The sequence below is a fragment of the Plesiomonas sp. ZOR0011 genome, from assembly GCF_000800945.1.
GTDB lineage: Bacteria > Pseudomonadota > Gammaproteobacteria > Enterobacterales > CAMTGL01 > Plesiomonas > Plesiomonas shigelloides.
This window is the reverse complement of the sequence record NZ_JRKB01000019.1, coordinates 76,480-100,902: the sequence shown is the minus strand read 5'-3', so window position 1 is coordinate 100,902 and position 24,423 is coordinate 76,480. Positions and strand designations below refer to the sequence as shown.

Here is a 24,423-nt window from a genome sequence, read left to right as displayed (position 1 = left end):
TTTATGCTGTTTTTAATTCATCTGCCTAACCCGCGTCTGGCGCAGGCTTACATTGATTATATGGCCACGCGTGGCGTGCGCATTGAGCTGCGTCCAGAGCCGGAAGGGTATGCCCTGTATGTGCTCGATCCGGCGCAGGAAAGTCTGGCGCAGCAGGAGCTGGCGGCTTTCTTGCACAATCCGGATGCTCCGCAGTATCAAGATGCCAGCTGGCAGCGTGCTGATACCGCCACCGCTAGCCGCTTTCACTATCCGGCGTTCTCTTATCTGCAGGCGCTCAAAGTGGGAGCGGGGCCTTTTACGCTGGCCATCATGCTGGTGTGCGTGTTGGTGTACGTGGCCGGTTGGCTGGTAGGTGAGCCGACCGTGTTTAGCTGGCTCGGCTTTGCCCGCACACCGGAGCAATACTGGCAATTATGGCGTTTGTTCACTCACGCTTTTTTACATTTTTCCTTGCTGCATATCAGCTTTAACTTGCTGTGGTGGTGGGATCTGGGCGGCCCGTTAGAGAAAAAACTGGGCTCCGGTAAGTTGGTGCAGCTATTCATGTTTTCGGCCTTGCTGTCGGGTGTGGGGCAAGCGTGGGTCAGTGGTGTGTACTTTGGTGGCCTGTCTGGTGTGGTGTATGCGCTGGTCGGTTACCTGTGGGTCAGTGGCGAGCGCGCGCCGGAGCGCGGCGTCAGTATTCCGCGTCCGCTGGTGGCCTTTATGCTGGTCTGGCTGGTATTGGGATGGTTTAATCTGTTCGGCTTATCCGTGGCCAATACGGCGCATATCATCGGATTACTGAGCGGCTGCGCGCTGGCATTCTGGGATTGCCATGCATACCGCCGTGCACATTAAAATCAGAACCGCACGGTTTCTTATAAAAAGATAAACGCAAACAAACGCGTAGGAGAGCAGGTGAAACAGACGCAAAGACACGAAGCGATCGTGGAGTTGGTGCGCGAACACGGCTATGTGAGCACCGAAGATCTGGTGGCGCACTTTTCTGTCAGCCCCCAGACTATCCGTCGCGATTTAAATGATTTGGCGGCCAGCAACGTGATCCGCCGCCATCACGGTGGTGCGGCGTTGCCGTCCAGCTCGGTGAATACCGCTTATCATGACCGCAAAGGGATGTGTTCAGAGGAAAAATCTCGTATTGCGCAAGCGGTGGCAGAGCTGATCCCCGATGGGGCGACCTTATTTATCGATATCGGTACCACCCCTGAAGCAGTGGCGCATGCGCTGCTAAATCACCGCGATCTGCGTATCGTCACCAATAACCTGAATGTCGCGACGTTGTTGACCGGCAAAGAAGATTTCAAAGTGATTTTGGCCGGTGGTGAAGTGCGTAACCGTGATGGCGGGATTGTCGGCGAAGCCACGCTCGATTTTATCTCTCAGTTCCGTTTGGATTTTGGCATTCTGGGGATCTCCGGCATTGATCTGGATGGCTCGCTGTTGGAGTTCGACTATCACGAAGTGCGCACCAAAAATGCCATTATTGCCAACTCGCGCTGTGTGATCTTGGTGACTGACCACTCCAAATTTGGCCGCAGTGCGATGGTCAATCTGGGCGGAATTGATAAAGTCGATTACCTATTTACCGATCAAGTGCCGCCTCCGCAGCTGAAAAAAGTGCTCGATGACAGTGATGTGAATCTGGTGCTTTGCTAACGCACACTTTCCTTTACGAACATTTTTAATCTGTTCTCTCAATCCGGCTCCTTCGGGCCGGATTTTTTATTTCTGCGCGACTCGCGGTCTCCCTACGTTTAGGTTCATTGCTTAAGCACATGGCCAACGGCCAAACTCGGCGGCTAAGTTGGAGAATAAATTTTCCTGTACGCGCTGCGCGCTATCTCGCTGTTCAGATTACACTTATTGGATAGGTGGTCACGAAATTACACGCCATAACTAGGCACCGCGCTGCTGAATCGTGCCCCGCCTGACGTTACTGCATAGCAGAGGATAGCGGCATAGTTGCGGTTTAATTCCGTAAGTGAAAAACCCTTATCTTTATACGGTTGTTTTGTTTTTGTTATCGTATTGCTGCGTGCGATATTTTCGCATACACTCATTTTGCGTGATAACGAACATTTGAGGCTGTGGTATGAGTGCAATGGAAATCAACGATCTGATGGTAGTCGGCGGTGGGATTAATGGCGCCGGTATTGCGGCGGATGCAGCAGGACGCGGCTTATCGGTGGTGTTATGCGAGGCGGCAGATCTGGCCGGTGCCACGTCGTCAGCCAGCTCTAAGTTGATCCATGGCGGCCTGCGCTATCTGGAGCACTACGAGTTTCGTTTGGTGGGCGAAGCGCTGGCCGAGCGCGAAGTGCTGCTGAAAATGGCCCCGCATCTGGCATTTCCGATGCGTTTTCGTCTGCCGCACCAGCCTCATTTGCGTCCGGCGTGGATGATCCGCGCGGGCCTGTTTTTATATGACCATCTGGGCAAGCGCACCACGCTGCCGGGTAGCTGCGGTATTCGTTTTGCGCCGCAAGATGGTTTGCAGCCCGATTTACGGCGCGGTTTTGAATATTCCGACTGCTGGGTGGATGATGCGCGTCTGGTGGTGGCTAATGCCCGTCAGGTGGTGGAAAAAGGCGGTCAGGTGCTGACCCGCACCGCGGTTGTGAGCGCGAAGCGTGAGAATGGCTTGTGGCGGGTGGAGACCGAGCAACGCGGTCCGCACGCCAGTGGTGAGCGCCGCGTGTGGTGGGCGCGTGCGCTGGTGAATGCTACCGGCCCGTGGGTAAAACAGTTCTTTGATGATAGCTTGCAGGCGGCTTCCCCGCGCAATATTCGGTTGATTAAAGGCAGCCACATCGTGGTGCCACGGGTGAATAGCGGCCCACAGGCTTATATCCTGCAAAACGAAGACCACCGGATTGTGTTTGTGATCCCGTGGCTGGATAAATTCTCGATCATCGGTACCACCGATGTGGAATACCACGGCGATCCACGCGCCGTGCAGATTGATGAAAGCGAAATCGACTATCTGCTCGGGGTCTATAATCGCCATTTCAGCGCGCCACTGCGCCGTGAAGATGTGCGCTGGCATTATGCCGGTGTACGTCCGTTGTGTGATGATGAATCCGACTCTCCGCAAGCGGTGACCCGAGATTACACGCTGGAATTGGCCGATTGGTCGGGCAAAGCGCCGTTGCTGTCTGTGTTTGGCGGCAAGCTGACCACTTATCGCAAGCTGGCACAAGCGGCGATGCACCGGTTACAGCCGTACTTCCCAGAGATGGGGCCAGATTGGACGGCGCAGAGCGTGTTGCCAGGCGGTGAGATGGGCATGGATCGCCGCCAGTATAGCGAAGCCTTGTGTCGCGATTATCCGTGGTTACCGGCTGACATGGCGTATCGCTATGCTTGCACCTATGGGGCGCGTAGCCGCCAGATTTTGCGCGGCGCGGAGTCACTGGAAGAGTTGGGGCAGCATTTTGGCCATGATCTGTATCAGGCTGAGATCCGTTACCTGCAAACGCAAGAGTGGGCGCAGACGGCGGAAGATATGTTGTGGCGCCGTACCAAGCTGGGCATGTTCCTGACCGGTGAAGAGCAAGCGCATCTGGCCGAGTGGCTGGATAAGCAGGGCAAACTGTCTGCGGTGGCCTGAGCATAAGCGCCTAAGCATAAGCTTCTAAGCATAAGCTTCTAAACATAAGTTTCTAAGCATAGCTTCTTATCTGTTCTTAGGCGTTGGCGAAGTCCAAAAGACCGCCTGTGCCATGCGATAAGACTGCGCAAACAGGGTATACCAACGGGCGATGGCGTTGTGCGCAATCGCCCGTTTTTATGTCAGCGCTTTACTGAGTGCGGATCTTATTAGTGCTAACCGGTACGCAGCACGTCTTACTGATAGATATAGGTGGTAAACAGCACATCGAGTACCGGCTTTTCGCCCAGCTCTTTTTGCAGCAACGCATTGACCTTCTCCAGACAGGCTTTGCGTGTCGCTTCCCGCAGATTCAGCGATTTAACCTGATTTTCATCCTGTGCACTCAAAATCCAGATCAGCGCATCACGGATTTGCGGCTCGTGCAGTGCTACCTTGTCTTTGGCCGCTTGATTGGCCACCATCAGACTGACGCTGACCCGTAAAAAGCCCAGTTGGCTACCGTTGGTCTGGTAGTTGGTCACAATATCATCGCCGAGCGGCAGATATTGATAGGGAGAGGCCTGCGCCACCGCCGACTCTTCAGCGGCTTGTACCAGAGCCGGACCGAGCAACAAAGCAAAGCATAACGCGCGGATAATCTGAGCGGATTTGAACATGGCGTAACCTATCTGTGTACATCTGTTAACGGAAATCGTACCGTTAGCTGATAGAATAATGAAAAATAAAACGGCCGTCTTTGTGGCAGGCCGCTTAATCACGCACGACGATAATCATGAGTTTGCTGGCCACCACCTTTTCCCCTTGGGCGCGGGGTAATGCGCTAGAGGCAACATGGCAGTCTGCCGATCCGCAGGCCCTCACACCGCAGCAGGCGGATTGGGTGCTGCATAACGGATCGATGACGCAGCATTTACGCCGTCATTGCCAACAATTGCAGGTTAAAATCGGCTTTCAGGGCATCGTCACTCTGGATCAGTTAGCGGCCGCCGAGCAGATTCCTTTACCGCCCGGCGAGTGCTCGCTCTGGTTGCGGGAAGTGATTTTGTGTGGCGATGGCGAGCCGTGGATTTATGCGCGCACCTTGATCCCATTATCGATGCTTGAGCATCAGGGAATTGATTTGCGGGCGATCGGTGAAACACCGATTGGCGAGTTGCTGTTTCGGGCGCCAGGGATTGAGCGCCGGGAATTACAGCACAGTTGGGTCTGCTTGCCTTTGGCGGTGGCTCAAGCGTTATCGTTATCTGCGCGCTCGCCGTTGTTGGCGCGCCGTTCCTCGTTGTGCCACGGGCCGCAGTATTTATCGGTGACGGAGGTTTTCTTACCGTCGGCACCGGTTTATCAAAGGGAGAGAAGCTCATGCTGAGGGAGAAACTGAGCGCTTACTGGCGTCTGATGCGAATGGACCGGCCGATCGGCACCTTATTGCTGCTGTGGCCGACCTTGTGGGCCTTATGGCTGGCCGCGCAAGGACAGCCGAACTGGCCAGTCTTGCTGGTGTTTGTGCTGGGCGTGGTGGTGATGCGTGCCGCCGGTTGTGTCATCAATGATTATGCCGATCGCCACTTTGATGGTCATGTGAAACGCACCGCGAACCGTCCGTTACCGAGTGGCGATGTGCGTCCGTCTGAAGCGCGCTGGCTGTTTGTGGCGCTGGTCGCTCTGGCGTTTGTTTTGGTCTTAACTCTGAACAGCCTGACCATCGTGCTCTCGTTGGTGGCGCTGGCATTGGCGGCGGTCTATCCGTTTATGAAGCGGTTTACCCACCTGCCACAACTGGTGCTGGGGGTAGCATTTGGCTGGTCAATTCCGATGGCGTTTGCCGCGCAGATGAATCTGCTGCCCTTGAGTTGCTGGTTGCTGCTGCTGGCGAACATCTGCTGGACTGTGGCGTACGACACCCAATATGCGATGGTCGATCGGGATGATGATTTGCGCATTGGTATCAAATCCACCGCTATCTTGTTTGGCCGTTTTGATAAGTTGATTATCGGCTTGTTGCAGCTGGCGACCTTGTTATTGCTGGTCTTGGTTGGCGTTTTAAGTCAGCTGGGCAGCTTGTATTACTGGTCACTGTTGGCCTGTGCGGCGCTGTTTGTTTATCAGCAGCAGTTGCTTAAAGAGCGCGAGCGCGATGCCTGTTTTCAGGCCTTTTTGAATAATAACTATGTGGGGATGGTGCTGTTTTGCGGCATCGCCTCAAGTTATCTGCTGCATTGAGTCGGTCATCTTTGCTTTTTCGCCGAGTGCCTTGAGCTAAAAAAACAGAGCAAGTGCTCGGTGAGCGATATAAAAAAGGACGTCCCTTGGGACGTCCTTTTTTGTGGCGGCGAGATGGCCGAGTCATGGCCTCGTTAGGCCACTAGGTCACTCCATACTAGGCCACAACACCCTGCGCGCTTATTCCGCTGCTGGCGTACTCAGACGCACACTGACGGCGCTGTCGATTGTCAGGCGCACTTCTGGCGATAACTGTGGACTGAGCAGCGCATGCAATGCGGCGACTTTATCGGTCACCACCTGCTGCTCGTTATCGATGCAGCCCAAGGTTTGCAGCGTGTTGACCAGCGCCGCAAACACCGCCTTGTCAAAGAACTCCGGCGCATTGATGCCGTGCAGTACTGACAGACGCTGTGCAATCAGCTGGCTTTCGCTTTCCAGCGCTTCGCGACTGATGTTGTGGTCAGTGTTTAGCAGTGCCAGCGTGATGGCGTAGCGTTGCAGTGCTTCACGCACTCCTGCAGCCAGCAGTTGCAGTGGACGGATGCGCGCGTTGTTAAGCAGCAATTCATCGCCATCGGCACAAATCAGTTGCTGGCGCAGCAGCTCGGCAATGATCTGCTCGGTCAGTGCTGGTAGCTCGGCGGCGTCATAGCGCATGAACAGCTCCGCTTGGATCAGCGGATACAAGCCGCTGACAGTGTTGTGAATGCGCTCACGCGTCACGCGCTGCTGGCAAATCACCACACTGGCGACCAAGGCTGGCAACATCAGCATGTGCTGGATGTTGTTGCGATAATAGGTCATCAGCACCGCTTGTTTGCGATCCAGCAGCATGATGTCGCCTAAGCTGTCGTGCTCAACTTGCAGCTTATCCAGCGTCATCACATGTGCCAGCATCTCTTCTGGCGTTTGGTTCGGTACGGTACATTCGCTGGAGTACGGCACGTTTTTCAGCAGTTGCTGGTAGCACTCCAGCTGCTCTAACAGCTGCGCCCGCGTCAATGCACGCTGACGCGACGCCAGCAGCGCGGTGGCGGTCAGGTTCAGGGCATTGGCGGCGGCAGCGTTGTTGATATGCACCATGATCTGGTGGGCGATATCATTCACCGTTGGGGCCAGCCATTGAGGCCGTTGTGGTTCAATCGGATCGATTGCATCGCGCCACTGCGGCACGTTCTGGTTCAGGTACGGCACCAACGGGATTGGCTCACCGAAGTTCACATAACCTTGACCCAAATTGCGCAGTTTGCGCAGGGTGCGAATTACCTGCAGCAGGTTCTCTTTTTCCTTGGCCGCCCCGCGCAGTTCGTTGGCATAGGTGCCGACTTCCATCACGTGCTCGTAACCGATATACACCGGTACGATCGAGATGGGGCGCTGCAAACCGCGTAGCATGGCTTGCAGGGTCATACTCAAGGTGCCGGTCTTCGGCTCCAGCAGACGACCGGTGCGCGAACGGCCACCTTCAATAAAGTATTCCACCGAATAACCGCGCGCAAAAAGCTCCGCCATATATTCACGAAATACCGTAGAATACAGTCTGTTGCCTTTGAAACTGCGGCGAATGAAAAAGGCACCGCCACGGCGGAAAATTGGTCCAGCAGGGAAGAAGTTCAAGTTGATCCCAGCGGCAATGTGCGGTGGAACCAAACCTTGGTGATAAAGCACGTACGAGAGCAGCAGGTAGTCCATGTGGCTGCGGTGGCACGGTACGTACACTATTTCGTGTCCGTCTTGCGCCAGCTTACGGACTCGCTCGGCATGTTCAACATTGATGCCCTGATACAGGCGGTTCCACAGCCAGCCGAGGAAACGATCGCCAATACGCACCAGCTCATACGAGAAGTTGGCGGCGATCTCTTCCATCATGCCGATGGCTTTTTGCTTAGCTTTCTCTGGCGAGATATTGCTATTGCTGACTTCGTCAGCCACCGCTTTTTCGATGGCCTTGGAGTGCAGCAGTTGATTAAACAGCGCTTTGCGATCCGGTAAACGTGGGCCTGCGGCCGCTAAGCGCTGACGCGAGAAGTGGATCCGCGCCACCCGCGCCAGTTTCTGGGCGATGGTTTGGTCAGTACCGTGTTGGTCGGCCATGTAGCGTAGCGAAACGCAGTTAGAAAAACGCACGAAGCTGTCGCGACCGAGCCACAGCACGGCGAACAGTTTTTGAATCCCGTTGAGCAGGCGCAGTTGCGGTAATTCCATACGGCCTTCATGGCCTGGCGCACGGCCCCACAACACGGTAACCGGCACCATCTGCACATCCAGTTCAGGATCTTGGCGGTGCAGGTTCAGGTAGTCGTGGAATAAGGTGATCGACTCTTGCTTTGGCGCGCGGCTTTTGAACACCCGTGGCCGTTCGTCGATAAACACGTAGCTTGGCAGCGTCTTGCCGTTTAAGGTTTGCGGTGCCAAAGGATCAGGCAGATGCTGAGCCAGACAGTAGCGGCGCAGGGTCAGTAAATCAGTATCAGATTTGTACGGCAGCACATACAGGATCGGCCGTGCCGGATCGATGTGCAGCTCTTGGATCGGATCGGCCGGGATCAGCTTGCTTTTAACCAGCAATGACAGCGGCAGATCGAGAAATTTGTGATAAATACGCTTCCAACCGGACATGGTGGGGCCTCAACGTCAATACAACCGAGCAAGGATACCAGAAATCACTGGTAAGATCTGTTTGCACGCGTGATGTCCGTCTCTGGCGGCGCAATTGGCGACAGGATAGCCACGTGATCGGCGCTTTTCGCTAGGATTATTCCCGATAACAATATGCCCCACCGGATGGTGGTCAACGTAGCTTGTACAAGCATAGGATGAAAACCAAGATGCAGAAAAATACTGGCTTCAAACGCGTGTATAAGGCCGCCATTTATTCTTGGCAGGGATTTCGGCAGGCGTTTCAGTACGAGGCGGCGTTTCGGCAAGAGGTGTTTTTGGCGCTGATCCTCATTCCGGTGACCTTCTTTCTGCCGGTAACCGCCATCGAGCGGGTGTTGATGATCATGGTGGTGGCGTTGGTGCTGATCGCCGAGTTGCTCAATAGCGCGGTGGAAGCGGTGGTGGATCGGATTGGTGATGAATACCATGAGCTGGCCGGGCGCGCTAAAGATATGGGTTCGGCGGCGGTTTTCGTGGCGTTAGTGCTGGTACCGCTGGTGTGGGGAATTATTCTTTGGCCTTGGTGATTGCGGGGTTTTCAACCGCCCGAGTCCTGTATATACTGCCAGTATGACTGTATAAACAGACAGGATAAGACGATGAAGCCACTGACCGAACGACAGCAACAGGTTTACGATCTGATCCGTGATCATATCGAGCAAACGGGCATGCCGCCGACTCGGGCTGAAATTGCCCGTGATCTGGGTTTTCGCTCGCCGAACGCGGCAGAAGAACACCTGAAAGCGCTGGCGCGTAAGGGTGCCATTGAAATAGTGGCGGGCGCATCGCGCGGGATCCGTCTGTTAGCGGAACTGGCAGAAGAAGAGGCCGCCAATGATGGCTTGCCACTGATTGGCCGTGTGGCTGCCGGTGAGCCGATTTTGGCGCAGCAACATGTGGAAGGCCATTATCAGGTCGATCCGGCCATGTTCAAGCCCAGTGCTGATTTCCTGCTGCGCGTTAATGGCATGTCGATGAAAAATATCGGCATCCTCGATGGCGATTTGCTGGCCGTGCATAAAACGCAAGATGTGCGTAATGGTCAAGTCGTGGTCGCGCGGGTGGAAGATGATGTCACCGTGAAGCGCTTAGAGCGACGTGGCAATGAAGTGCTGCTGCATGCCGAGAATGAAGAGTTCGCTCCGATTGTCGTGGACTTGCGCACCCAGTCATTGACCATTGAAGGTCTGGCGGTGGGCGTGATCCGCAATAGCGATTGGATGTGATAGCGCCACTTACAGGCGAAGCGATAATCGCGTGCATAACAGTGATATGCTAAAAACCCGCTACGGCGGGTTTTTTTATGCGTCCAAGAACTTGGATACTGCGTTTTTGGGGTTGGGCGTAATGGCTCTGCCTGTGGGGATTAAAGTTGGTGCATAAAATTTTGCGGCATCCCGAGTCGCGCCTTGATTGATGATGTATGGATGGTTAATAGGTACCAGTGGTGACGTTTTCTTGGTTTTCTGCGGTCGATCGGCGCTTATGGCAATTAGCGCTGCCGATGATCTTGTCTAATATCACCGTACCTTTACTGGGGTTGGTGGATACCGCCGTTATGGGGCATCTGGATAATGCGGTATATCTGTCGGCGGTGGCGGTTGGCAGCATGGTGATCACCTTTATCACCATGATGTTCAATTTTCTACGTATGAGCACCACCGGCATGACCGCGCAGGCCTATGGGGCCGATAACCAAACGGCGATCGCGCGTGCGTTGCTGCAACCGTTGCTGTTGGGGTTACTGATTGGTCTCGGTTTATGGCTATTGCGTACTCCGCTCACCGCGTGGGGTTTGCAGCTAAGCGGCGCGCAAGGTGAGTTGGCGCAGCAGGCGCACAGTTATCTTGCGATCCGCTTTTGGGCGGCGCCAGCGACCTTAGCCAATTTGGTGCTGCTGGGCTGGTTGCTCGGCATGCAGCACATGAAAGCACCGGTCTTGCTGTTGGTGTGGGGCAATCTGCTCAACATTGTGCTGGATATCTATCTGGTGTGGTATGCCGGTTGGCAAGTGCGCGGCGCGGCCTGGGCGAGTGTGTGCGCCGAGTACCTGACTTTGCTGCTGGGATTAGGGTTAGTGCACTATTACTTGCGCCGAGGCGGCGTGAGTTTGCGTGCCGGTTGGCAGTGTTGGTCAGCAGGACTTCGCCGCTTACTGGGCTTAAACCGCGATATCTTTTTGCGCTCGTTGGTGCTGCAACTGTGCTTTGCTGCGTTTACGGTGCTGGGCACCCGTTTGGGCGCCGAGGTGGTGGCAGTCAATGCACTGCTGTTGAACTTCCTGACTTTCACTGCGTTTGCGCTGGACGGTTTTGCCTATGCAGTGGAAGCCTTAGCTGGACACGCCATTGGGGCGCGCAATACCCGCGAGCTGCAACTGATGTGGCGCGCCGCCTGTCGGCAGGCGTTGGCGGTCGCTTTGCTGTTTAGCAGCGCTTACCTGCTGTGTGGCACGTGGTTGATCGATATGCTGACCAGCTTGCCGGCACTGCGCGCGCAAGCGCGGGTGTTTTTACCTTGGCTGTGGCTGTTACCGCTAGTGGGCATGGGTTGCTATCTGCTGGATGGCCTTTTTATCGGCGCGACGCGTGGACGCGAGATGCGTAACAGCATGCTAATTGCCGGAAGTGGTTATCTACTGACAGTTTGGCTGGCGTTGCCGCTGTGGGGCAATCACGGTTTGTGGCTGGCGCTGTTGGTGTTTTTGCTATTGCGTGGCGTGAGTTTGGAGTACTACCGTCGGCGGGTGTTACTGCCAGCGTTAGGCATGTCGGCCTGATAAAACGGCCAGATAATAGCTAGATAAGACGAGTGCGCCCTGTTGGCGCACTCGATAGGCTTAACGGGATCAGTAGAACGAGTGATCGCCGCGCTGGTGCTCGGTGATGTCTTTCACGCCTTTGAGCTCGCCGTTAAACTGGGCTAGCAGCTCTTTTTCGATGCCTTCTTTCAAGGTGACATCAATCATCGAGCAGCCATTGCAACCGCCACCAAACTGGACAATAGCAAAGCCGTCAGCAGTAATTTCCACCAGTGACACTCGGCCACCGTGCGCCGCCAGCTGCGGGTTGACTTGCGACTGCAGCACATATTCGACTCGCTCAGCCAGTGGCGCATCGTCGGCCACTTTGCGCATCTTGGCATTCGGTGCCTTCAAGGTCAGCTGCGAGCCTAATTGGTCAGTGGTGAAGTCAATTTCGGCGTCTTCCAGATACGGGGCGCTCATGATATCGACGTAAGCGGAAAAACCGTCAAACTTCAGCTCGGTATCATTGATCTCCACGGCATCTGCCGGACAGTAGGAAACGCCGCACTCTGCATTCGGCGTGCCCGGATTAACAACAAAAACACGGATATTCGTGCCTTCAGCTTGTTGCGCTAGCAACTTGCTGAAATGCGCTTGTGCAGCATCAGTAATGCGGATCATGGCGGGTCCCAATAGTTGACTCATTTACTTGGTTAATCATCATACACCTTTTCATCGGCACTGAGTAGAGGCTTACTGTGTCCGACACAGACACCAAATTTGCACCTCGGCCGCGCCCTGTGCCAGCAGCATTTGGCTCAGTACCTGAATGGTCGCACCGGTGGTCACCACATCATCCAGCAAGGCTACCCGCAGTCCGGTTAGAGGACGCGTCACGGCATAACTGTGCTGGGCATTGGTCTGGCGCTCGGTGTGTCCCAACGTATGCTGGGCCTGACTTTCCTTATAGCGTATCAGTACGTCTGAATCGAGCGGGATTTGCAGCCAGTGTGACAGCGGCTGGGCCAGAAGTGCTGTTTGGTTGAAACCTCGCCGCCATTGACGCTGGCGATGCAGCGGTACTGGCAGTAGCAAATCGGGCCATGGACTGGGGCGTGTGCGGCGCTCGGCCAGTAAGGCCAACAACAATAATCGCGCCAGTGGGGTTGCCAGCCAGAATTGGCCGCGGTATTTAAAGCGGTGCAGTAGCTTATCGAGCGGGGCACAATAATCGCTGACGGCCACGAGCGAATGCCACGGTGGGGTTGCGTTTTGACAACGGTAACAGGGCCCATTGGCGGCGCTGCGCTGCAAACCACATTGTGGACAAGGCCAGCGCGTGCTGGGCAGATCGTGGTGACAGTGATAACAAATCGCATCCGCGGCACGAAACAGCGGCTGTTGGCATAACAAACAGGGTGCATTGAGCTGCAGCGGCAAGCTCAAGCGCGGCCAGCGCAAGGTTGGCCAGGTAAACACAGGCTGGCGCATCACCGCGCTCCGGTCAGGTGCGTCCATAGCATTCATCGCATGGGCGCAGATTATCTCATCATCGAACGAGTGTAGAGCATGCAAGGACTATTCTGGCAGACACAAGGTACGGGAGCGCGCGATCTTGTGCTGTTGCACGGTTGGGGACTGAATAGCGCTGTTTGGCAGCCGCTGGTGGCGGAATTAGGTTCGCAATTTCGCCTGCATTTGGTGGACTTGCCCGGCTATGGCCGTAGTCAGGATTTCCTAGCCTTGAGTCTGGCGCAGATGGCTGAGACTTTGCTGGCGCATGCCCCAGAACAGGCGATTTGGCTCGGTTGGTCACTCGGCGGCTTGGTGGCCACGCAAGTGGCGCTGCAAGCACCGCATCGGGTTAGCGGTTTAATCACTTTAGCGTCATCCCCCCGTTTTGTGGCTGAGCAAGGGTGGCGTGGTATCAAACCGGCGGTACTGGCTGATTTTCGCCAGCAACTGGCCACCGATTACGCCAAGACGGTGAGTGGTTTTATGGCGCTGCAAACGCTCGGTACGCGCAGTGCACGCCAAGACACCCGTTGGTTAAAAGAGGCGGTATTGGCACTTCCTGCACCGTCAACCGAGGTTCTGGCTAAAGGTCTGGATCTGCTGGCCGACACAGATCATAGGCCGCTACTGGCTGGCTTGAGTATGCCGGCGCTGCGCATTTATGGGCGGCTTGACGCATTGGTTCCACAGCAGGTGGTGGACAGTGTCAGTCGCTATTGGCCGCAGTCTCAGGCGCAGATCCTGACTGAATCGGCTCACGCACCTTTTATTGCGCAGCCGCGCGACTGTGCTGCTCTGATCGAGGCGTTTTGCTCGTCCAGCCAGCTCGGATAACTGTTTTATAACCACGGAAGCATACGCAGGTGATGAATGTCAGCCCGACCCATCAGGCCGTTTCGGTTCTGCCCACCTCGGTGAACCCGCCGACTGAACAGGCAGGGCATGACAATCAGGTCCGTGAGCGTATCCCGCAGACGGCACCCACCGAAGCGGCACCGCATCAGCGTGGTATTGACCAGCATGATGAACAGGGCGAGTTACTGCCCTATGATCCCGATGGCCACGACGGGGAAGAGCATGCCACAGAGCCCGAGCCAGTATTGCTGGAGTCGGAAGGCGAAGCGTTGATTGAAGGGCAGTGGGAGACCAAAGAGGAGTGTCCGTTGTTCTATCCACCGTTTCCCAACGCCCTGACCGCGGTGAATCGTCAAATGGCGCTGCACGGCAAAGTGATTGTGTGCCGTTACTGGTATTCGGTGCATCCGCGCCCGAAAGCCACCTTTCGTACCAAAACCTAATTCACTCCCTATCTTGGCGCATCTACAGCGATAAACAGCAAAAAAAACCTCCCAACCTAACAATCAGGGAGGGAGGCGAGAGAGCGTGTTGTGCCAGCGATCGGCTTACTGCAGTTAGCCGGTTTAACTGGTTTTCTTGGCGGATTGCACCGATTTGGTCATCGCATCTTGCTCATGCACGCGGGGCAGAGAAATACGCATCGACAAGCCACCCAACGTAGCACTGCGACCGAGCGTAATGCTGCCGTGGTGGGCATCGATGATCCGTTTTAGGATGGATAAACCCAGTCCGGAGCCTTCGCTGCTACCGCGCGCTTCGTCGCCGCGCACGAAAGGCTGGAACAGTTTTTCCTGATCGGCTTCGGCAATCCCCGGGCCGTTATCTTCCACCTGAACCCAGACCCACCCTTTGTCATCCACACCACTGCTCATGCTGATCATGCCGTTACCATAGCGGATGGCGTTGGTCACGATATTGGCAATCGCGCGCTTAATCGAAAGCGGATGGATGTTGCACAGCAACACCTCGTGCGACAGATCGACATTAATCATGTGATCTTCGGTGCTTTCGGCGGTGGCCACTTCGCTGACCAAATGGTTCAGATCAAACGGCTCGGTCGGCATATCACCATTTTGCGCGCGCAAAAAGTCGATAAACTGGCCGATGATTTCGTTCGACTCATCAATATCTTTATTGATGGACTCCGACAGATAATCATCCTCCGGACTCATCATCTCGGTCGCCAGACGAATCCGAGTCAGCGGGGTACGCAAGTCATGGCTAATCCCCGCCAGGATCAGGTTACGGTCTTGCGCCAGCGCTTTAATCCCGCGGCTCATCACGTTGAATGAGTGGATCACCGAGCGCACTTCCGAGGCCCCTTGCTCCGGCAGCTCATCCGGGTATTCACCCCGACCCACGCGCAGCGCGGCTTTTTCCAGCTCCACTAACGGACGGTTTTGCAGGCGAATGAACACCCAGGCACCGGCCAAGATCAGCAGGAAAATGGCAAAGATGTAACGGAACAGCGGTGCAAAGGCTTCTTGGCGCAGCTCAATCAGCGGAATACGCGACCACAGATCGCTGTCGGCATCGGTTGGGTCATGCAGCCAGAGTACGAAGAACTCGGAGCCGGTTTCCAGCCGCACATCCACCTGCTTATTAAACAGACGGCTGAACTCGCGATCTAAAAACGGATAATGACCGGCATTTGCCAGTCCCATCTTCATCGCTTCTTGTTCGGTGTACAGCTGAATATCCAGATCGGCCGCCAGCTCGTTACGCAGGATCTGTCGCACATGCGGCGAGGCCTGTTTATCGATTTTGGCAGCCAATTTGATTTCATAAGCCACCATCCGGTTAAACTGCGAGACGGTGGGACGAATGGCAAAGTTCATCACTGCCATGTAGGTGGTGAGCATGCAAATAAGCAGCAACACCACCATCATCAGCAGCGTGCGAGCGAAGGTGCTTCGCGGCAACAGTCTGAACATTATGCTTTATGGTCGTCCGGTACGAACACATAACCCAGGCCCCATACGGTCTGGATGTAGCGAGGACGAGCCGGATCTTCTTCCAGCATGCGACGCAGGCGGGAGATTTGTACGTCGATGGCACGCTCCATGGCGCTGTATTCACGGCCACGGGCCAGATTCATCAGCTTGTCACGGGACAGCGGTTCACGTGGGTGAGTCACCAGCGCTTTCAATACCGCGAACTCGCCGCTGGTCAGCAGCATCGCTTCGTCGCCGCGGAACATTTCACGGGTACCCAGATTCAGGCGGAATGGCCCGAATTCGATCACTGCTTCTTCTTGTGACGGCGCGCCTGGCAGCTCGGTGGTATGACGGCGCAAAATAGCACGCAGACGTGCCAGCAGCTCACGCGGGTTAAATGGTTTTGGCAGATAGTCATCCGCGCCCACTTCCAGACCCACGATGCGGTCAATTTCATCGCCTTTGGCGGTCAGCATGATGATCGGGATATTGTTATCCTGACTACGCAGACGACGGCAAATTGACAGACCATCTTCACCTGGCAGCATCAGATCCAGTACCATCAGATGGAAACTTTCCCGCACCAGTAAGCGATCCATTTGCTCAGCGTTAGCCACGCTGCGAACCACGAAACCTTGTTCAGTCAGGTAACGTTCCAGCAGGGCACGTAAGCGCATGTCATCATCGACCACGAGGATCTTGTGGTTTTCTTGCATAGTCATACTCCAAAAGGCTAGTTGATCACACGGGAATGCGGGAAAGCAGGGTGTGCGTCGTCATAAAACAATCACTTCCGTTATTGTATGCAAGTTCGCCAAATTCCCGTACCGGAAATTGTTACAAATTCCATCTAACTCCTTATGTCGAGAAAGCAGGTTAAACCAGCGGCTGATAACTGATTTCCAGCACCAGATAACTGGCCACGCCGGACGGGGTCATCACTTCAATTTCATCATCCAGCGTTTTGCCGATTAAGGCGCGCGCCACCGGTGAGTTAATCGAGATCCAGTTTTTGGCTGGGTTAAACTCATCCGCGCCGACAATGCGGTACACCTTCTCTTCTCCGGCATCATTTTCCAGTCGCACCCAAGCGCCAAAGAACACTTTGCCCTCTTGTTGTGGACTTGGATCGACGATTTTCAGCTCATCGAGGCGTTTACTCAGAAAGCGTACCCGGCGGTCAATTTCCCGTAACCGCTTTTTGCCATAGATGTATTCGGCGTTTTCCGAACGGTCGCCCATGGCCGCCGCTTCGGAAACCGCTTGGGTCACTTGCGGTCGTTCGACTTTCCACAGGTATTTGAGTTCTTGATCGAGAGCCATCCAGCCCTCACGGGTAATATAGTGTGCTTTTGCCATTGCGATGGTGGTCTTATTCCGGATTCGTGAACTGTACAGGCGCGCAACCCTGATCTGGGCCGGTTTCTGCATACGGACAGCTGGTATTTTGCCACGCACAAACGTATAAAAGTCGGCTGTCACTCAAAATAATAGGATGAATCTGAGTCTGCCTATGAATACACCGATGAGCCATGTGATTGCCGGCGAGCTGAATGCCCGCCCGGAGCAGGTGACGGCAGCGATCCGGCTGCTGGATGAAGGGAATACGGTTCCTTTTATCGCCCGTTACCGTAAGGAAGTGACCGGCGGTCTGGACGATACCCAACTGCGTAATCTGGAAACCCGCCTGTTGTACCTGCGTGAACTGGATGATCGCCGTCAGAGCATTCTGAAATCAATTCGTGAGCAGGGCAAACTCAGTGAGGCGCTGGAGCAGTCTATTTTGGCTGCCGACAATAAAACCGAGCTGGAAGACCTGTACCTGCCGTACAAACCTAAACGCCGTACCCGTGGCCAGATTGCTATCGAAGCGGGGCTGGAGCCTTTGGCCGATCTGTTGTGGCAAGACCCACAACAAGATCCAGAGCAAGCGGCGCAGGCGTATATCGATGCTGAAAAAGGCGTTGCTGATAGCAAAGCGGCGCTCGATGGTGCCCGTTATATCCTGATGGAGCGCTTTGCTGAAGATGCTGCCTTGCTGCACAAGATCCGCACGTATCTGTGGCAGAACGCCGATCTGGTGGCGCAAGTGGTGAGCGGCAAAGAAGAGGAAGGCGCCAAGTTTCGTGATTACTTTGCCCACCATGAGCCGATTGCTAAGGTGCCGTCACACCGTGCGCTGGCGATGTTCCGTGGTCGTAACGAAGGCATTTTGCAACTGAGCTTGAATGCTGATCCGCAGCAAGACGAAGGCATTCGTCAAAGCTATTGTGAAACCCTGATTGCAGAGCACTATCAGGTGCGTTTAGGCATGGCGCCGGCCGACAGCTGGCGTCAAGGGGTCATCAACTGGGCGTGGCGGATCAAAATTCTGTTACATATGGAGACCGAGTTGATGGCCAGCGTGCGTGAGCAGGCGGAAGCGGAAGCCATCAACGTGTTCGCCCGTAACCTCAATGATTTGTTAATGGCTGCGCCAGCCGGTGCCAAAGCCACGATGGGTCTGGATCCGGGTTTGCGTACCGGGGTGAAAGTGGCGGTGGTGGATGCCACCGGTAAGCTGGTGGATACCGCAACCGTGTATCCGCACACCGGTCAGCAGGAAAAAGCGCTGCAAGTAGTCGCGGCACTGTGCCTGAAACATCAGGTGGCCTTGATTGCTATCGGTAATGGCACGGCGTCGCGGGAAACCGATCGGTTTACCGCCGAGATGCTGGCGCGTTACCCTGCGATCCATGCGCAGAAAGTCACTGTCAGTGAAGCCGGTGCGTCGGTGTATTCCGCCTCCGAGCTGGCGGCTTTGGAGTTTCCGGATCTGGATGTGTCACTGCGCGGCGCGGTGTCGATTGCGCGTCGTCTGCAAGATCCATTGGCCGAGCTGGTGAAAATCGAGCCGAAAGCCATTGGTGTTGGCCAATATCAGCACGATGTTTCGCAAAGTCAGCTGGCGCGCCGTTTGGATGCGGTGGTGGAAGACTGTGTGAACGCTGTGGGCGTGGACTTGAACACCGCCTCAGTGGCACTGCTGACCCGAGTGGCTGGTTTGAGCAAAACGCTGGCGCAAAATGTGGTGGCGTATCGTGACCAACATGGCCGCTTTGCTCGCCGCGCTCAGCTGTTGGATGTCCCGCGCTTAGGGCCGAAAGCCTTTGAGCAGTGCGCCGGCTTTTTGCGCATCAATGACGGGGAAAACCCACTGGATGCCTCTACGGTGCACCCTGAGTCCTACCCGCTGGTGGAGCGTATCTTAGCCGCTACCGGCTTGACCATCCGTGAGTTGATGGGTAATGGCGAGACGCTGCGCGGCGTGCAAGCGTCGCAGTTTACCGATGCGCAATTTGGTCTACCGACGGTGACCGATATCCTGCGTGAGCTGGAAAAGCCGGGTCGCGATCCGCGTCCGGAGTTTAAAACCGCCGTCTTTGCCGAGGGCATTGAAACGCTGGAAGACCTGTCGGCCGGTTTGGTACTGGAAGGCACCGTCACCAATGTCACCAACTTCGGTGCGTTTGTCGATATCGGGGTGCACCAAGATGGCTTAGTGCACATCTCATCGCTGTCGAACAAATTTGTGGAAGACCCGCATACGGTGGTTAAAGCTGGCGATATCGTGAAGGTCAAAGTGTTGGAAGTCGACCTTGAGCGTCGCCGTATTGCCCTGACCATGCGTTTAGATGAGCAACCCGGTGAGAGCAACCGTCGCGGCGCTCCGGCTTCGGCCGGTAACGGCCAGCCAGCGGAGCGCAATGCCCGTGGCGGTAATCGCGGCGTGAATCAGGGCAACCATCGCGCGCATAACGGTCGTGGTGGCGCGGGGAACAGTGCCGGTAATAGTGCCATGAGTGATGCGTTGGCGGCCGCGTTAGGGAAAAAACGCTAAGTTTGCCATGCACTGTCATGTGTTATGACTGACGCCAAAATTGGCGTGAAGGCCAGAAAAAACAACAGGGAGCTGCGGCTCCCTGTTGTGCGTTATAGGGCGGCTGGTGCGCGGTGTCGCGCGGTATGTGGTTGCCGTTCACCCGCAAGGTCGAGCGGAGAGGATGGGTGATCGGCAAAAAAAAACCGCTCAAGCCGAGCGGTGTTGTCCAACATACAAAATGAACTAGCCAATAGAACTGAATGGTATTACTGAAAGCTTACCGGTCTTGGATATCGTGTTTATCGATGCGAGCGAAGCACCAGAAGGCGACGATAAACAGAAGTGCCCAGGGCACGGCCAGCATAATTCCGATAATAAAATCTTGCATAAGCTGACTCCTTTTAACCTTCAACGTTCAGTGCTAAAGAGCATAAGCCAGAACTTTCGTTGATGATATTTGAATAAAGTTAACTTAACGTTCATTAAAAATGAATGAAGTTGCTGCAGCGAAAAAAAACGGGCCCGTAGGCCCGTTGGTGAGGAGGAGTCAGAACATTAGAGTTGAGGACCGGCCGCCACCAGTGCAGCACCTTCTTTGGTATCGGTGTACTTATCAAAGTTGGTGATAAAGCGCTGTGCCAGATCTTTGGCCTTGTGCTCCCACTCATTCACGTCTGCGTAGGTATCACGCGGGTCGAGAATGTTGCTGTCGGCACCTGGCAGCTCGGTTGGCATCTCCAGATCGAAAATTGGCAGATGCTGTGTTGGCATCGCTTCAATTGAACCATCCAAAATGGCATCGATAATGGCGCGGGTATCTTTGATGGAGATCCGCTTACCAGTACCGTTCCAGCCGGTGTTGACCAGATAGGCTTGCGCGCCCGCCGCTTCCATACGCTTCACCAGCACTTCGGCATACTGCGTTGGGTGCAGTGTCAGGAAGGCCGCGCCGAAGCAGGCAGAGAAGGTTGGGGTTGGCTCGGTGATACCCCGCTCAGTACCGGCCAGCTTGGCGGTAAAGCCAGACAGGAAGTGGTACTTGGTTTGCTCTGGGGTCAGCTTAGACACCGGTGGCAGCACGCCGAACGCATCCGCCGTCAGGAAGATCACCTTGTTAGCGTGTCCGGCCTTGGAAACCGGCTTCACGATATTTTGGATGTGGTAAATCGGGTAGGAAACACGGGTGTTTTCGGTCTTCGAACCATCATCAAAGTCGATCGAGCCATCGGCACGCACGGTGACGTTTTCCAGCAGCGCATCGCGCTTGATGGCGTGGAAAATGTCCGGCTCAGCTTCTTCCGACAGCTTGATGGTCTTAGCGTAGCAACCCCCTTCGAAGTTGAATACCCCATCGTTGTCCCAGCCGTGCTCGTCATCCCCAATCAGGCGACGCTTCGGATCGGTCGACAGTGTGGTTTTACCGGTACCGGACAGGCCGAAGAAGACCGCAACATCGCCTTTCTCACCCACGTTGGCTGAGCAGTGCATAGAAGCAATGCCTTGCAGCGGCAGCAGGTAGTTCATGACCGAGAACATGCCTTTCTTCATCTCGCCACCGTACCAAGTACCGCCAATCAGCTGGATACGTTCGGTCAGGTTAAACGCCACGAAGTTTTCTGAGTTCAGGCCTTGCTCTTTCCAATGTGGGTTGGTGCACTTGGCACCGTTCATCACGATGAAGTCCGGTGTGAAATCTTGCAGCTCTTCCGCGCTGGGGCGAATGAACATGTTTTTCACAAAGTGCGCCTGCCAGGCTACTTCGGTGATGATGCGGACTTTCAAACGAGTATCCGGGTTGGCACCGCAGAAGGCATCGACCACGAACAGGCGCTTGCCGGACAGCTGCTTGGTGACCAGACCTTTCAGGTCATGCCACACTTCCGGGGAAATCGCTTTGTTGTCGTTTTTGCCTTTGCCCTGATCCGCCCACCAGATGGTGTCGCGGGTGGTGTCATCACGGACAATGAATTTATCTTTCGGTGAGCGACCGGTAAAGATCCCGGTATCAACGGCAACAGCCCCCATATCGGTGACGACGCCACGCTCATAGCCGGACAGATCGGAACGGGTTTCTTCTTGGAATAGCAGTTCGTAGGACGGGTTGTAGACGATCTCACTGACATCCTTGATGCCGTAAGCGGCCAGATCTAAGGCGATTGGGCTTTCTACCTCTAATACGCTCATCTTTCAGCTCCTTTGTAATTGGATAAATCCTCATCAACTAATAACCATATTAGTGTTGTGCTTAATCGAGACAGCGAGCCTCTTCAAATTTTTGTTATTATTTCTGGGGAAAAACCAAAGAAAAGGCGGGAATGTTCCCGCCTTGTGATCAGTGTAGCTGATTAGATGAATTTATGTGTGATCCGTTTCGTAGTGCCTGAATATCCATCGCATCAAACCGATAATGTGCGCCGCAGTAGTCACAATGCATATCGATTTCGCCGTTTTCTGCGAGGATCTGCTCAATTTCTGCAGGATCAACAGTCAAAATGGCTGCTGCAGAACGTTCAGCTGAACAGGTACACTTGAAAACTACGTCTTGTGCCGGATAAACCGTTACTTCTTCTTGGTGATACAGACGATACAGTACTTCTTCGGCATCCAGTCCAAACAGCTCTTCGGCTTTGACCGTTGACGTCAGTTGGCTTAAGTGCTCGAACTCTTCCGCTTGGCCTTTGTCGTCAGGCAATACCTGCAACAACATACCACCAGCCACTGGCTGTGACTGATACTCACCGGTCAGCAGGAACAGACGGGTTGGCAGCTGTTCTGATTGGGCGAAGTACGCTTCCAGACATTCGGCCAGCGTTTCACCCTCCAGTGCCACGATGCCCTGATAACGCTCACCTTGCTCTGGCGTAATGGTGATCACCAAGTGACCTTGGCCAATCATCTGGTGCAGGCTCATGTCATCGCTGATCTCGCCTTGCAGACGCGCTACGCCACGCAGTTGTTGGTTGTTATCACCGTTGATCACCGCCAGTTTTAGCGGACCGTCACCTTGCAGTTGCACGGTAATGGTGCCTTCAAACTTCAACGTCGCGGTCAGCAGGCTGGTCGCGACCAGCATCTCGCCCAGCAGCTTTTGCACCGGCTGCGGGTAAGTGTGGTTATCCAGCATCCGGCGGTAGGTTTCAGACACCCGTACCAGCTCACCGCGGACGGATACTTTATCAAACAGATAACGATGCAGTTGATCGTGATTATGCATAAGGCTCTCTCAGTGATAGTGAGCCGGGATTAGTCGGACTCACGGTATTTGAATCGGATCAGATCGCGCCGTTCTTTTTTATCCGGCCGGCGATCCGGATGCGGCATCGTCAGGGCATTGAGCTTACGAGCCAGCGTTTGCTGCTCACGCTTTTGCACACTTTCCGCCGTTTCCTGATACATCAATTGGGCGTCAGGCGCGCCGCGGCGCTGTTCGCTCAATTGCCGTATCACCACCGTCCTTTCATCCAGTCCCTGACGCAGGGTGAGGGTGGCACCCAGTTCCACCAGTTTGCTGGGTTTACTGCGTTGACCGTTGTAGTGCACTTTTCCGCCATCGATCATTTCGCGAGCCATCGCACGGGTTTTGTAAAACCGCGCGGCCCACAGCCATTTGTCGAGCCGGATCGACTTATTGCCCTCACAGGGGGCTGATTTTCCGCTCATGCGTTATCCTGCAGCAGCTGAAAACAACGTTGGAATTATCACACGTCTTGCGGCGTAAACCCAATTCTGTGTGGTTAGACTGGCGCTCTGTTAGTTAATGTGGAGGCGCTTTGGTCAGGATCAAGCGCGCAGCGAAAATTGATGGGGATTTCGCGCCGGATCACAGTAAAAACCACAACGTCAGATGTTAATTTTTAGTTACTCATGTTTAATGACGTGAGTAAGATAAACTTTAAGGATAGACCGCGTCACACCATGACGTAAATCGGGCAAAGATCGTGCGTGCGTGAGCGTGCGTCAACAAGGTGTGCGCAGTACCCGATTCACGCACAAGCAGCAAGGAGCGCAGCGGTGCAGCAGCTGACAACCTGGGTTCGCAGGCTACAAGCGCGCAGGCGACTATCTAAGCAGCCCTTAGGGTTGCCGCAAACCCGTGCGGCTAGTACCGCTGGGCATTGGATGCGCCGCGGGTTTGGCGCCGATAAGCTCACGTTAGCGAGTCGTCTGTGTTGGCTTGGGGGGCTCGGCTATGCTGCGGTGTTGCTGTGGCGTATCGGCCAGCCACTGCCGACGGCGACGCCCCAGAGTGCCCCGTTTGCCGCCTCGGCGACCAAAAGTGCGCCCGCAGCCGCGCTGACGGAAGCTGATTTGGGCGTCATTTTCCAGCAGCAGTGGTTCGGCGCGCTAGCGAACAAACCGGTCGCGCCGCCAGTGGTTGCAGCCCCGGCGGCGGTGACAAAACTGAGCTTTATTTTACGCGGCGTGGCACCGGCCAGCGATCCGGCGCGCAGTGTGGCGGTGATTGAAGCGCAAGGTCGCCAGGCCAGTTATATGCCGGGCGAGGCGATTGCTGGTTCAGCCGTGCGTCTGCTGAAAGTCGAGACCACGCAAGTATGGCTGGATAACGGCGGGGTGACGGAGCTACTGGTCTTGCCCGGTGAGCCCAGCAGCCCAGCGGCGTCAACCAAGAGCGCCGGAGTAGCAGTGAGCAAGCCCGCCGCCCCCACGGCGACGGATACCAGTGAGTTGGCAGCGCTACGGGACGAAATAGCCCGAGAGCCGCAAAAGATATTTAGCTATATCCGGCTCAGCCCGGTACGCAAGGATAACGTGCTGGTCGGCTACCGGGTGTCCCCGGGGGTCAATCGACTGCTGTTTGAGCATACCGGATTAAAAGATAAAGACATTGCCGTAGCCCTGAATGGACTGGATCTGACCGACGATCAACAGGCCCAGCAGGCGCTGCGTGAATTACCGGATTTGACCAGCCTGACCCTGACGGTGGTTCGCGATCAAATCCGCTACGACATTCTGATTAGCCCGTAGTGTCACTGCGGCAGGC

22 protein-coding genes are annotated in these 24,423 nt (G+C 55.2%); 12 read left to right on the top strand and 10 right to left on the bottom strand.

Going from position 1 to position 24,423, the window contains the following annotated elements; translation table 11 throughout:
- The first annotated feature begins 3 nt into the window (after positions 1–3).
- The 3 genes from glpG (at position 4) to glpD (ending at position 3,616) form a co-directional block, all read left to right on the top strand.
- Positions 4–843 carry a rhomboid family intramembrane serine protease GlpG gene (glpG, locus tag L975_RS03320; RefSeq protein ID WP_039045962.1) on the top strand — a complete coding sequence of 280 codons (840 nt, stop codon included), beginning with the start codon at positions 4–6 and terminating at the stop codon, positions 841–843.
- Positions 844–903: 60 nt separating this feature from the next.
- Complete coding sequence (locus L975_RS03315) at positions 904–1,662, top strand: DeoR/GlpR family transcriptional regulator (RefSeq protein WP_010862819.1); 759 nt, start codon at positions 904–906, stop codon at positions 1,660–1,662.
- A 445-nt stretch (positions 1,663–2,107) separates the two neighbouring features.
- On the top strand, positions 2,108–3,616 hold the full coding sequence (gene glpD, locus L975_RS03310; RefSeq protein ID WP_047707143.1) for a glycerol-3-phosphate dehydrogenase: 1,509 nt from the start codon (positions 2,108–2,110) through the stop codon (positions 3,614–3,616).
- Between the two features lie 236 nt (positions 3,617–3,852).
- On the opposite strand, the gene L975_RS03305 is transcribed toward glpD, so the two are convergent.
- Positions 3,853–4,275: a flagellar basal body-associated FliL family protein gene (locus L975_RS03305; protein WP_010862817.1), complete on the bottom strand. Its 423-nt coding sequence runs from the start codon at positions 4,273–4,275 to the stop codon at positions 3,853–3,855.
- Between the two features lie 116 nt (positions 4,276–4,391).
- On the opposite strand from L975_RS03305, the gene L975_RS03300 reads away from it, so the two are divergent.
- Positions 4,392–4,985, top strand: coding sequence for a chorismate lyase (locus L975_RS03300; protein ID WP_010862816.1), 594 nt, complete (start codon positions 4,392–4,394; stop codon positions 4,983–4,985).
- Entirely contained in the window at positions 4,979–5,839 is an 861-nt protein-coding gene (gene ubiA / locus L975_RS03295; protein ID WP_010862815.1) for a 4-hydroxybenzoate octaprenyltransferase, read from the top strand. Before L975_RS03300 ends, ubiA begins: the two co-directional genes overlap by 7 nt.
- A 180-nt stretch (positions 5,840–6,019) precedes the next feature.
- Here the strand turns inward: ubiA and plsB are convergent, their stop codons facing one another.
- The gene (gene plsB, locus L975_RS03290) at positions 6,020–8,461 is read right to left on the bottom strand and encodes a glycerol-3-phosphate 1-O-acyltransferase PlsB (RefSeq protein WP_039045964.1); all 2,442 of its coding nucleotides are present in this window, start codon (positions 8,459–8,461) and stop codon (positions 6,020–6,022) included.
- 209 nt (positions 8,462–8,670) lie between these two features.
- Between plsB and L975_RS03285 the strand changes: the two genes are divergently transcribed.
- The 3 genes from L975_RS03285 (at position 8,671) to dinF (ending at position 11,282) form a co-directional block, all read left to right on the top strand.
- Positions 8,671–9,030: a diacylglycerol kinase gene (locus L975_RS03285; protein ID WP_010862813.1), complete on the top strand. Its 360-nt coding sequence runs from the start codon at positions 8,671–8,673 to the stop codon at positions 9,028–9,030.
- 72 nt (positions 9,031–9,102) lie between these two features.
- Positions 9,103–9,729, top strand: a complete 627-nt coding sequence (gene lexA / locus L975_RS03280; RefSeq protein WP_010862812.1) for a transcriptional repressor LexA — start codon at positions 9,103–9,105, stop codon at positions 9,727–9,729.
- 221 nt (positions 9,730–9,950) lie between these two features.
- Positions 9,951–11,282: an MATE family efflux transporter DinF gene (gene dinF / locus L975_RS03275; RefSeq protein ID WP_047707172.1), complete on the top strand. Its 1,332-nt coding sequence runs from the start codon at positions 9,951–9,953 to the stop codon at positions 11,280–11,282.
- Between the two features lie 69 nt (positions 11,283–11,351).
- On the opposite strand, the gene nfuA is transcribed toward dinF, so the two are convergent.
- Positions 11,352–11,930 (bottom strand): Fe-S biogenesis protein NfuA, encoded by a 579-nt coding sequence (gene nfuA / locus L975_RS03270; RefSeq protein ID WP_010862810.1) that lies wholly within the window; start codon positions 11,928–11,930, stop codon positions 11,352–11,354.
- Between the two features lie 72 nt (positions 11,931–12,002).
- Positions 12,003–12,740, bottom strand: coding sequence for a hypothetical protein (locus L975_RS03265; RefSeq protein ID WP_072033010.1), 738 nt, complete (start codon positions 12,738–12,740; stop codon positions 12,003–12,005).
- A 78-nt stretch (positions 12,741–12,818) separates the two neighbouring features.
- Here L975_RS03265 and bioH point away from each other — a divergent pair, with 78 nt between their 5' ends.
- Positions 12,819–13,598, top strand: coding sequence for a pimeloyl-ACP methyl ester esterase BioH (bioH, locus tag L975_RS03260; RefSeq protein ID WP_047707141.1), 780 nt, complete (start codon positions 12,819–12,821; stop codon positions 13,596–13,598).
- A gap of 29 nt (positions 13,599–13,627) precedes the next feature.
- Complete coding sequence (locus L975_RS03255) at positions 13,628–14,062, top strand: hypothetical protein (protein ID WP_139800018.1); 435 nt, start codon at positions 13,628–13,630, stop codon at positions 14,060–14,062.
- A 123-nt stretch (positions 14,063–14,185) separates the two neighbouring features.
- Here L975_RS03255 and envZ read toward each other — a convergent pair whose 3' ends face one another.
- From envZ to greB, 3 genes are all read right to left on the bottom strand, one after another.
- Positions 14,186–15,556 (bottom strand): two-component system sensor histidine kinase EnvZ, encoded by a 1,371-nt coding sequence (gene envZ, locus L975_RS03250; RefSeq protein WP_010862806.1) that lies wholly within the window; start codon positions 15,554–15,556, stop codon positions 14,186–14,188.
- Complete coding sequence (gene ompR / locus L975_RS03245; RefSeq protein WP_010862805.1) at positions 15,556–16,275, bottom strand: two-component system response regulator OmpR; 720 nt, start codon at positions 16,273–16,275, stop codon at positions 15,556–15,558. The genes envZ and ompR overlap by 1 nt, the downstream gene beginning before the upstream one ends.
- A 160-nt stretch (positions 16,276–16,435) precedes the next feature.
- Entirely contained in the window at positions 16,436–16,918 is a 483-nt protein-coding gene (gene greB / locus L975_RS03240; protein WP_010862804.1) for a transcription elongation factor GreB, read from the bottom strand.
- A 154-nt stretch (positions 16,919–17,072) separates the two neighbouring features.
- Here greB and L975_RS03235 point away from each other — a divergent pair, with 154 nt between their 5' ends.
- Positions 17,073–19,439, top strand: coding sequence for a Tex family protein (locus L975_RS03235; RefSeq protein ID WP_047707140.1), 2,367 nt, complete (start codon positions 17,073–17,075; stop codon positions 19,437–19,439).
- Positions 19,440–19,976: 537 nt separating this feature from the next.
- Here the strand turns inward: L975_RS03235 and pckA are convergent.
- From pckA to hslR, 3 genes are all read right to left on the bottom strand, one after another.
- On the bottom strand, positions 19,977–21,605 hold the full coding sequence (gene pckA / locus L975_RS03230) for a phosphoenolpyruvate carboxykinase (ATP) (protein ID WP_010862801.1): 1,629 nt from the start codon (positions 21,603–21,605) through the stop codon (positions 19,977–19,979).
- A gap of 148 nt (positions 21,606–21,753) precedes the next feature.
- Positions 21,754–22,635 carry an Hsp33 family molecular chaperone HslO gene (gene hslO, locus L975_RS03225; RefSeq protein WP_039045969.1) on the bottom strand — a complete coding sequence of 294 codons (882 nt, stop codon included), beginning with the start codon at positions 22,633–22,635 and terminating at the stop codon, positions 21,754–21,756.
- 29 nt (positions 22,636–22,664) lie between these two features.
- Positions 22,665–23,081: a ribosome-associated heat shock protein Hsp15 gene (gene hslR / locus L975_RS03220; protein WP_010862799.1), complete on the bottom strand. Its 417-nt coding sequence runs from the start codon at positions 23,079–23,081 to the stop codon at positions 22,665–22,667.
- 351 nt (positions 23,082–23,432) lie between these two features.
- Here hslR and gspC point away from each other — a divergent pair, with 351 nt between their 5' ends.
- Positions 23,433–24,407, top strand: coding sequence for a type II secretion system protein GspC (gene gspC / locus L975_RS03215; protein ID WP_156121083.1), 975 nt, complete (start codon positions 23,433–23,435; stop codon positions 24,405–24,407).
- Positions 24,408–24,423: the final 16 nt, after the last annotated feature.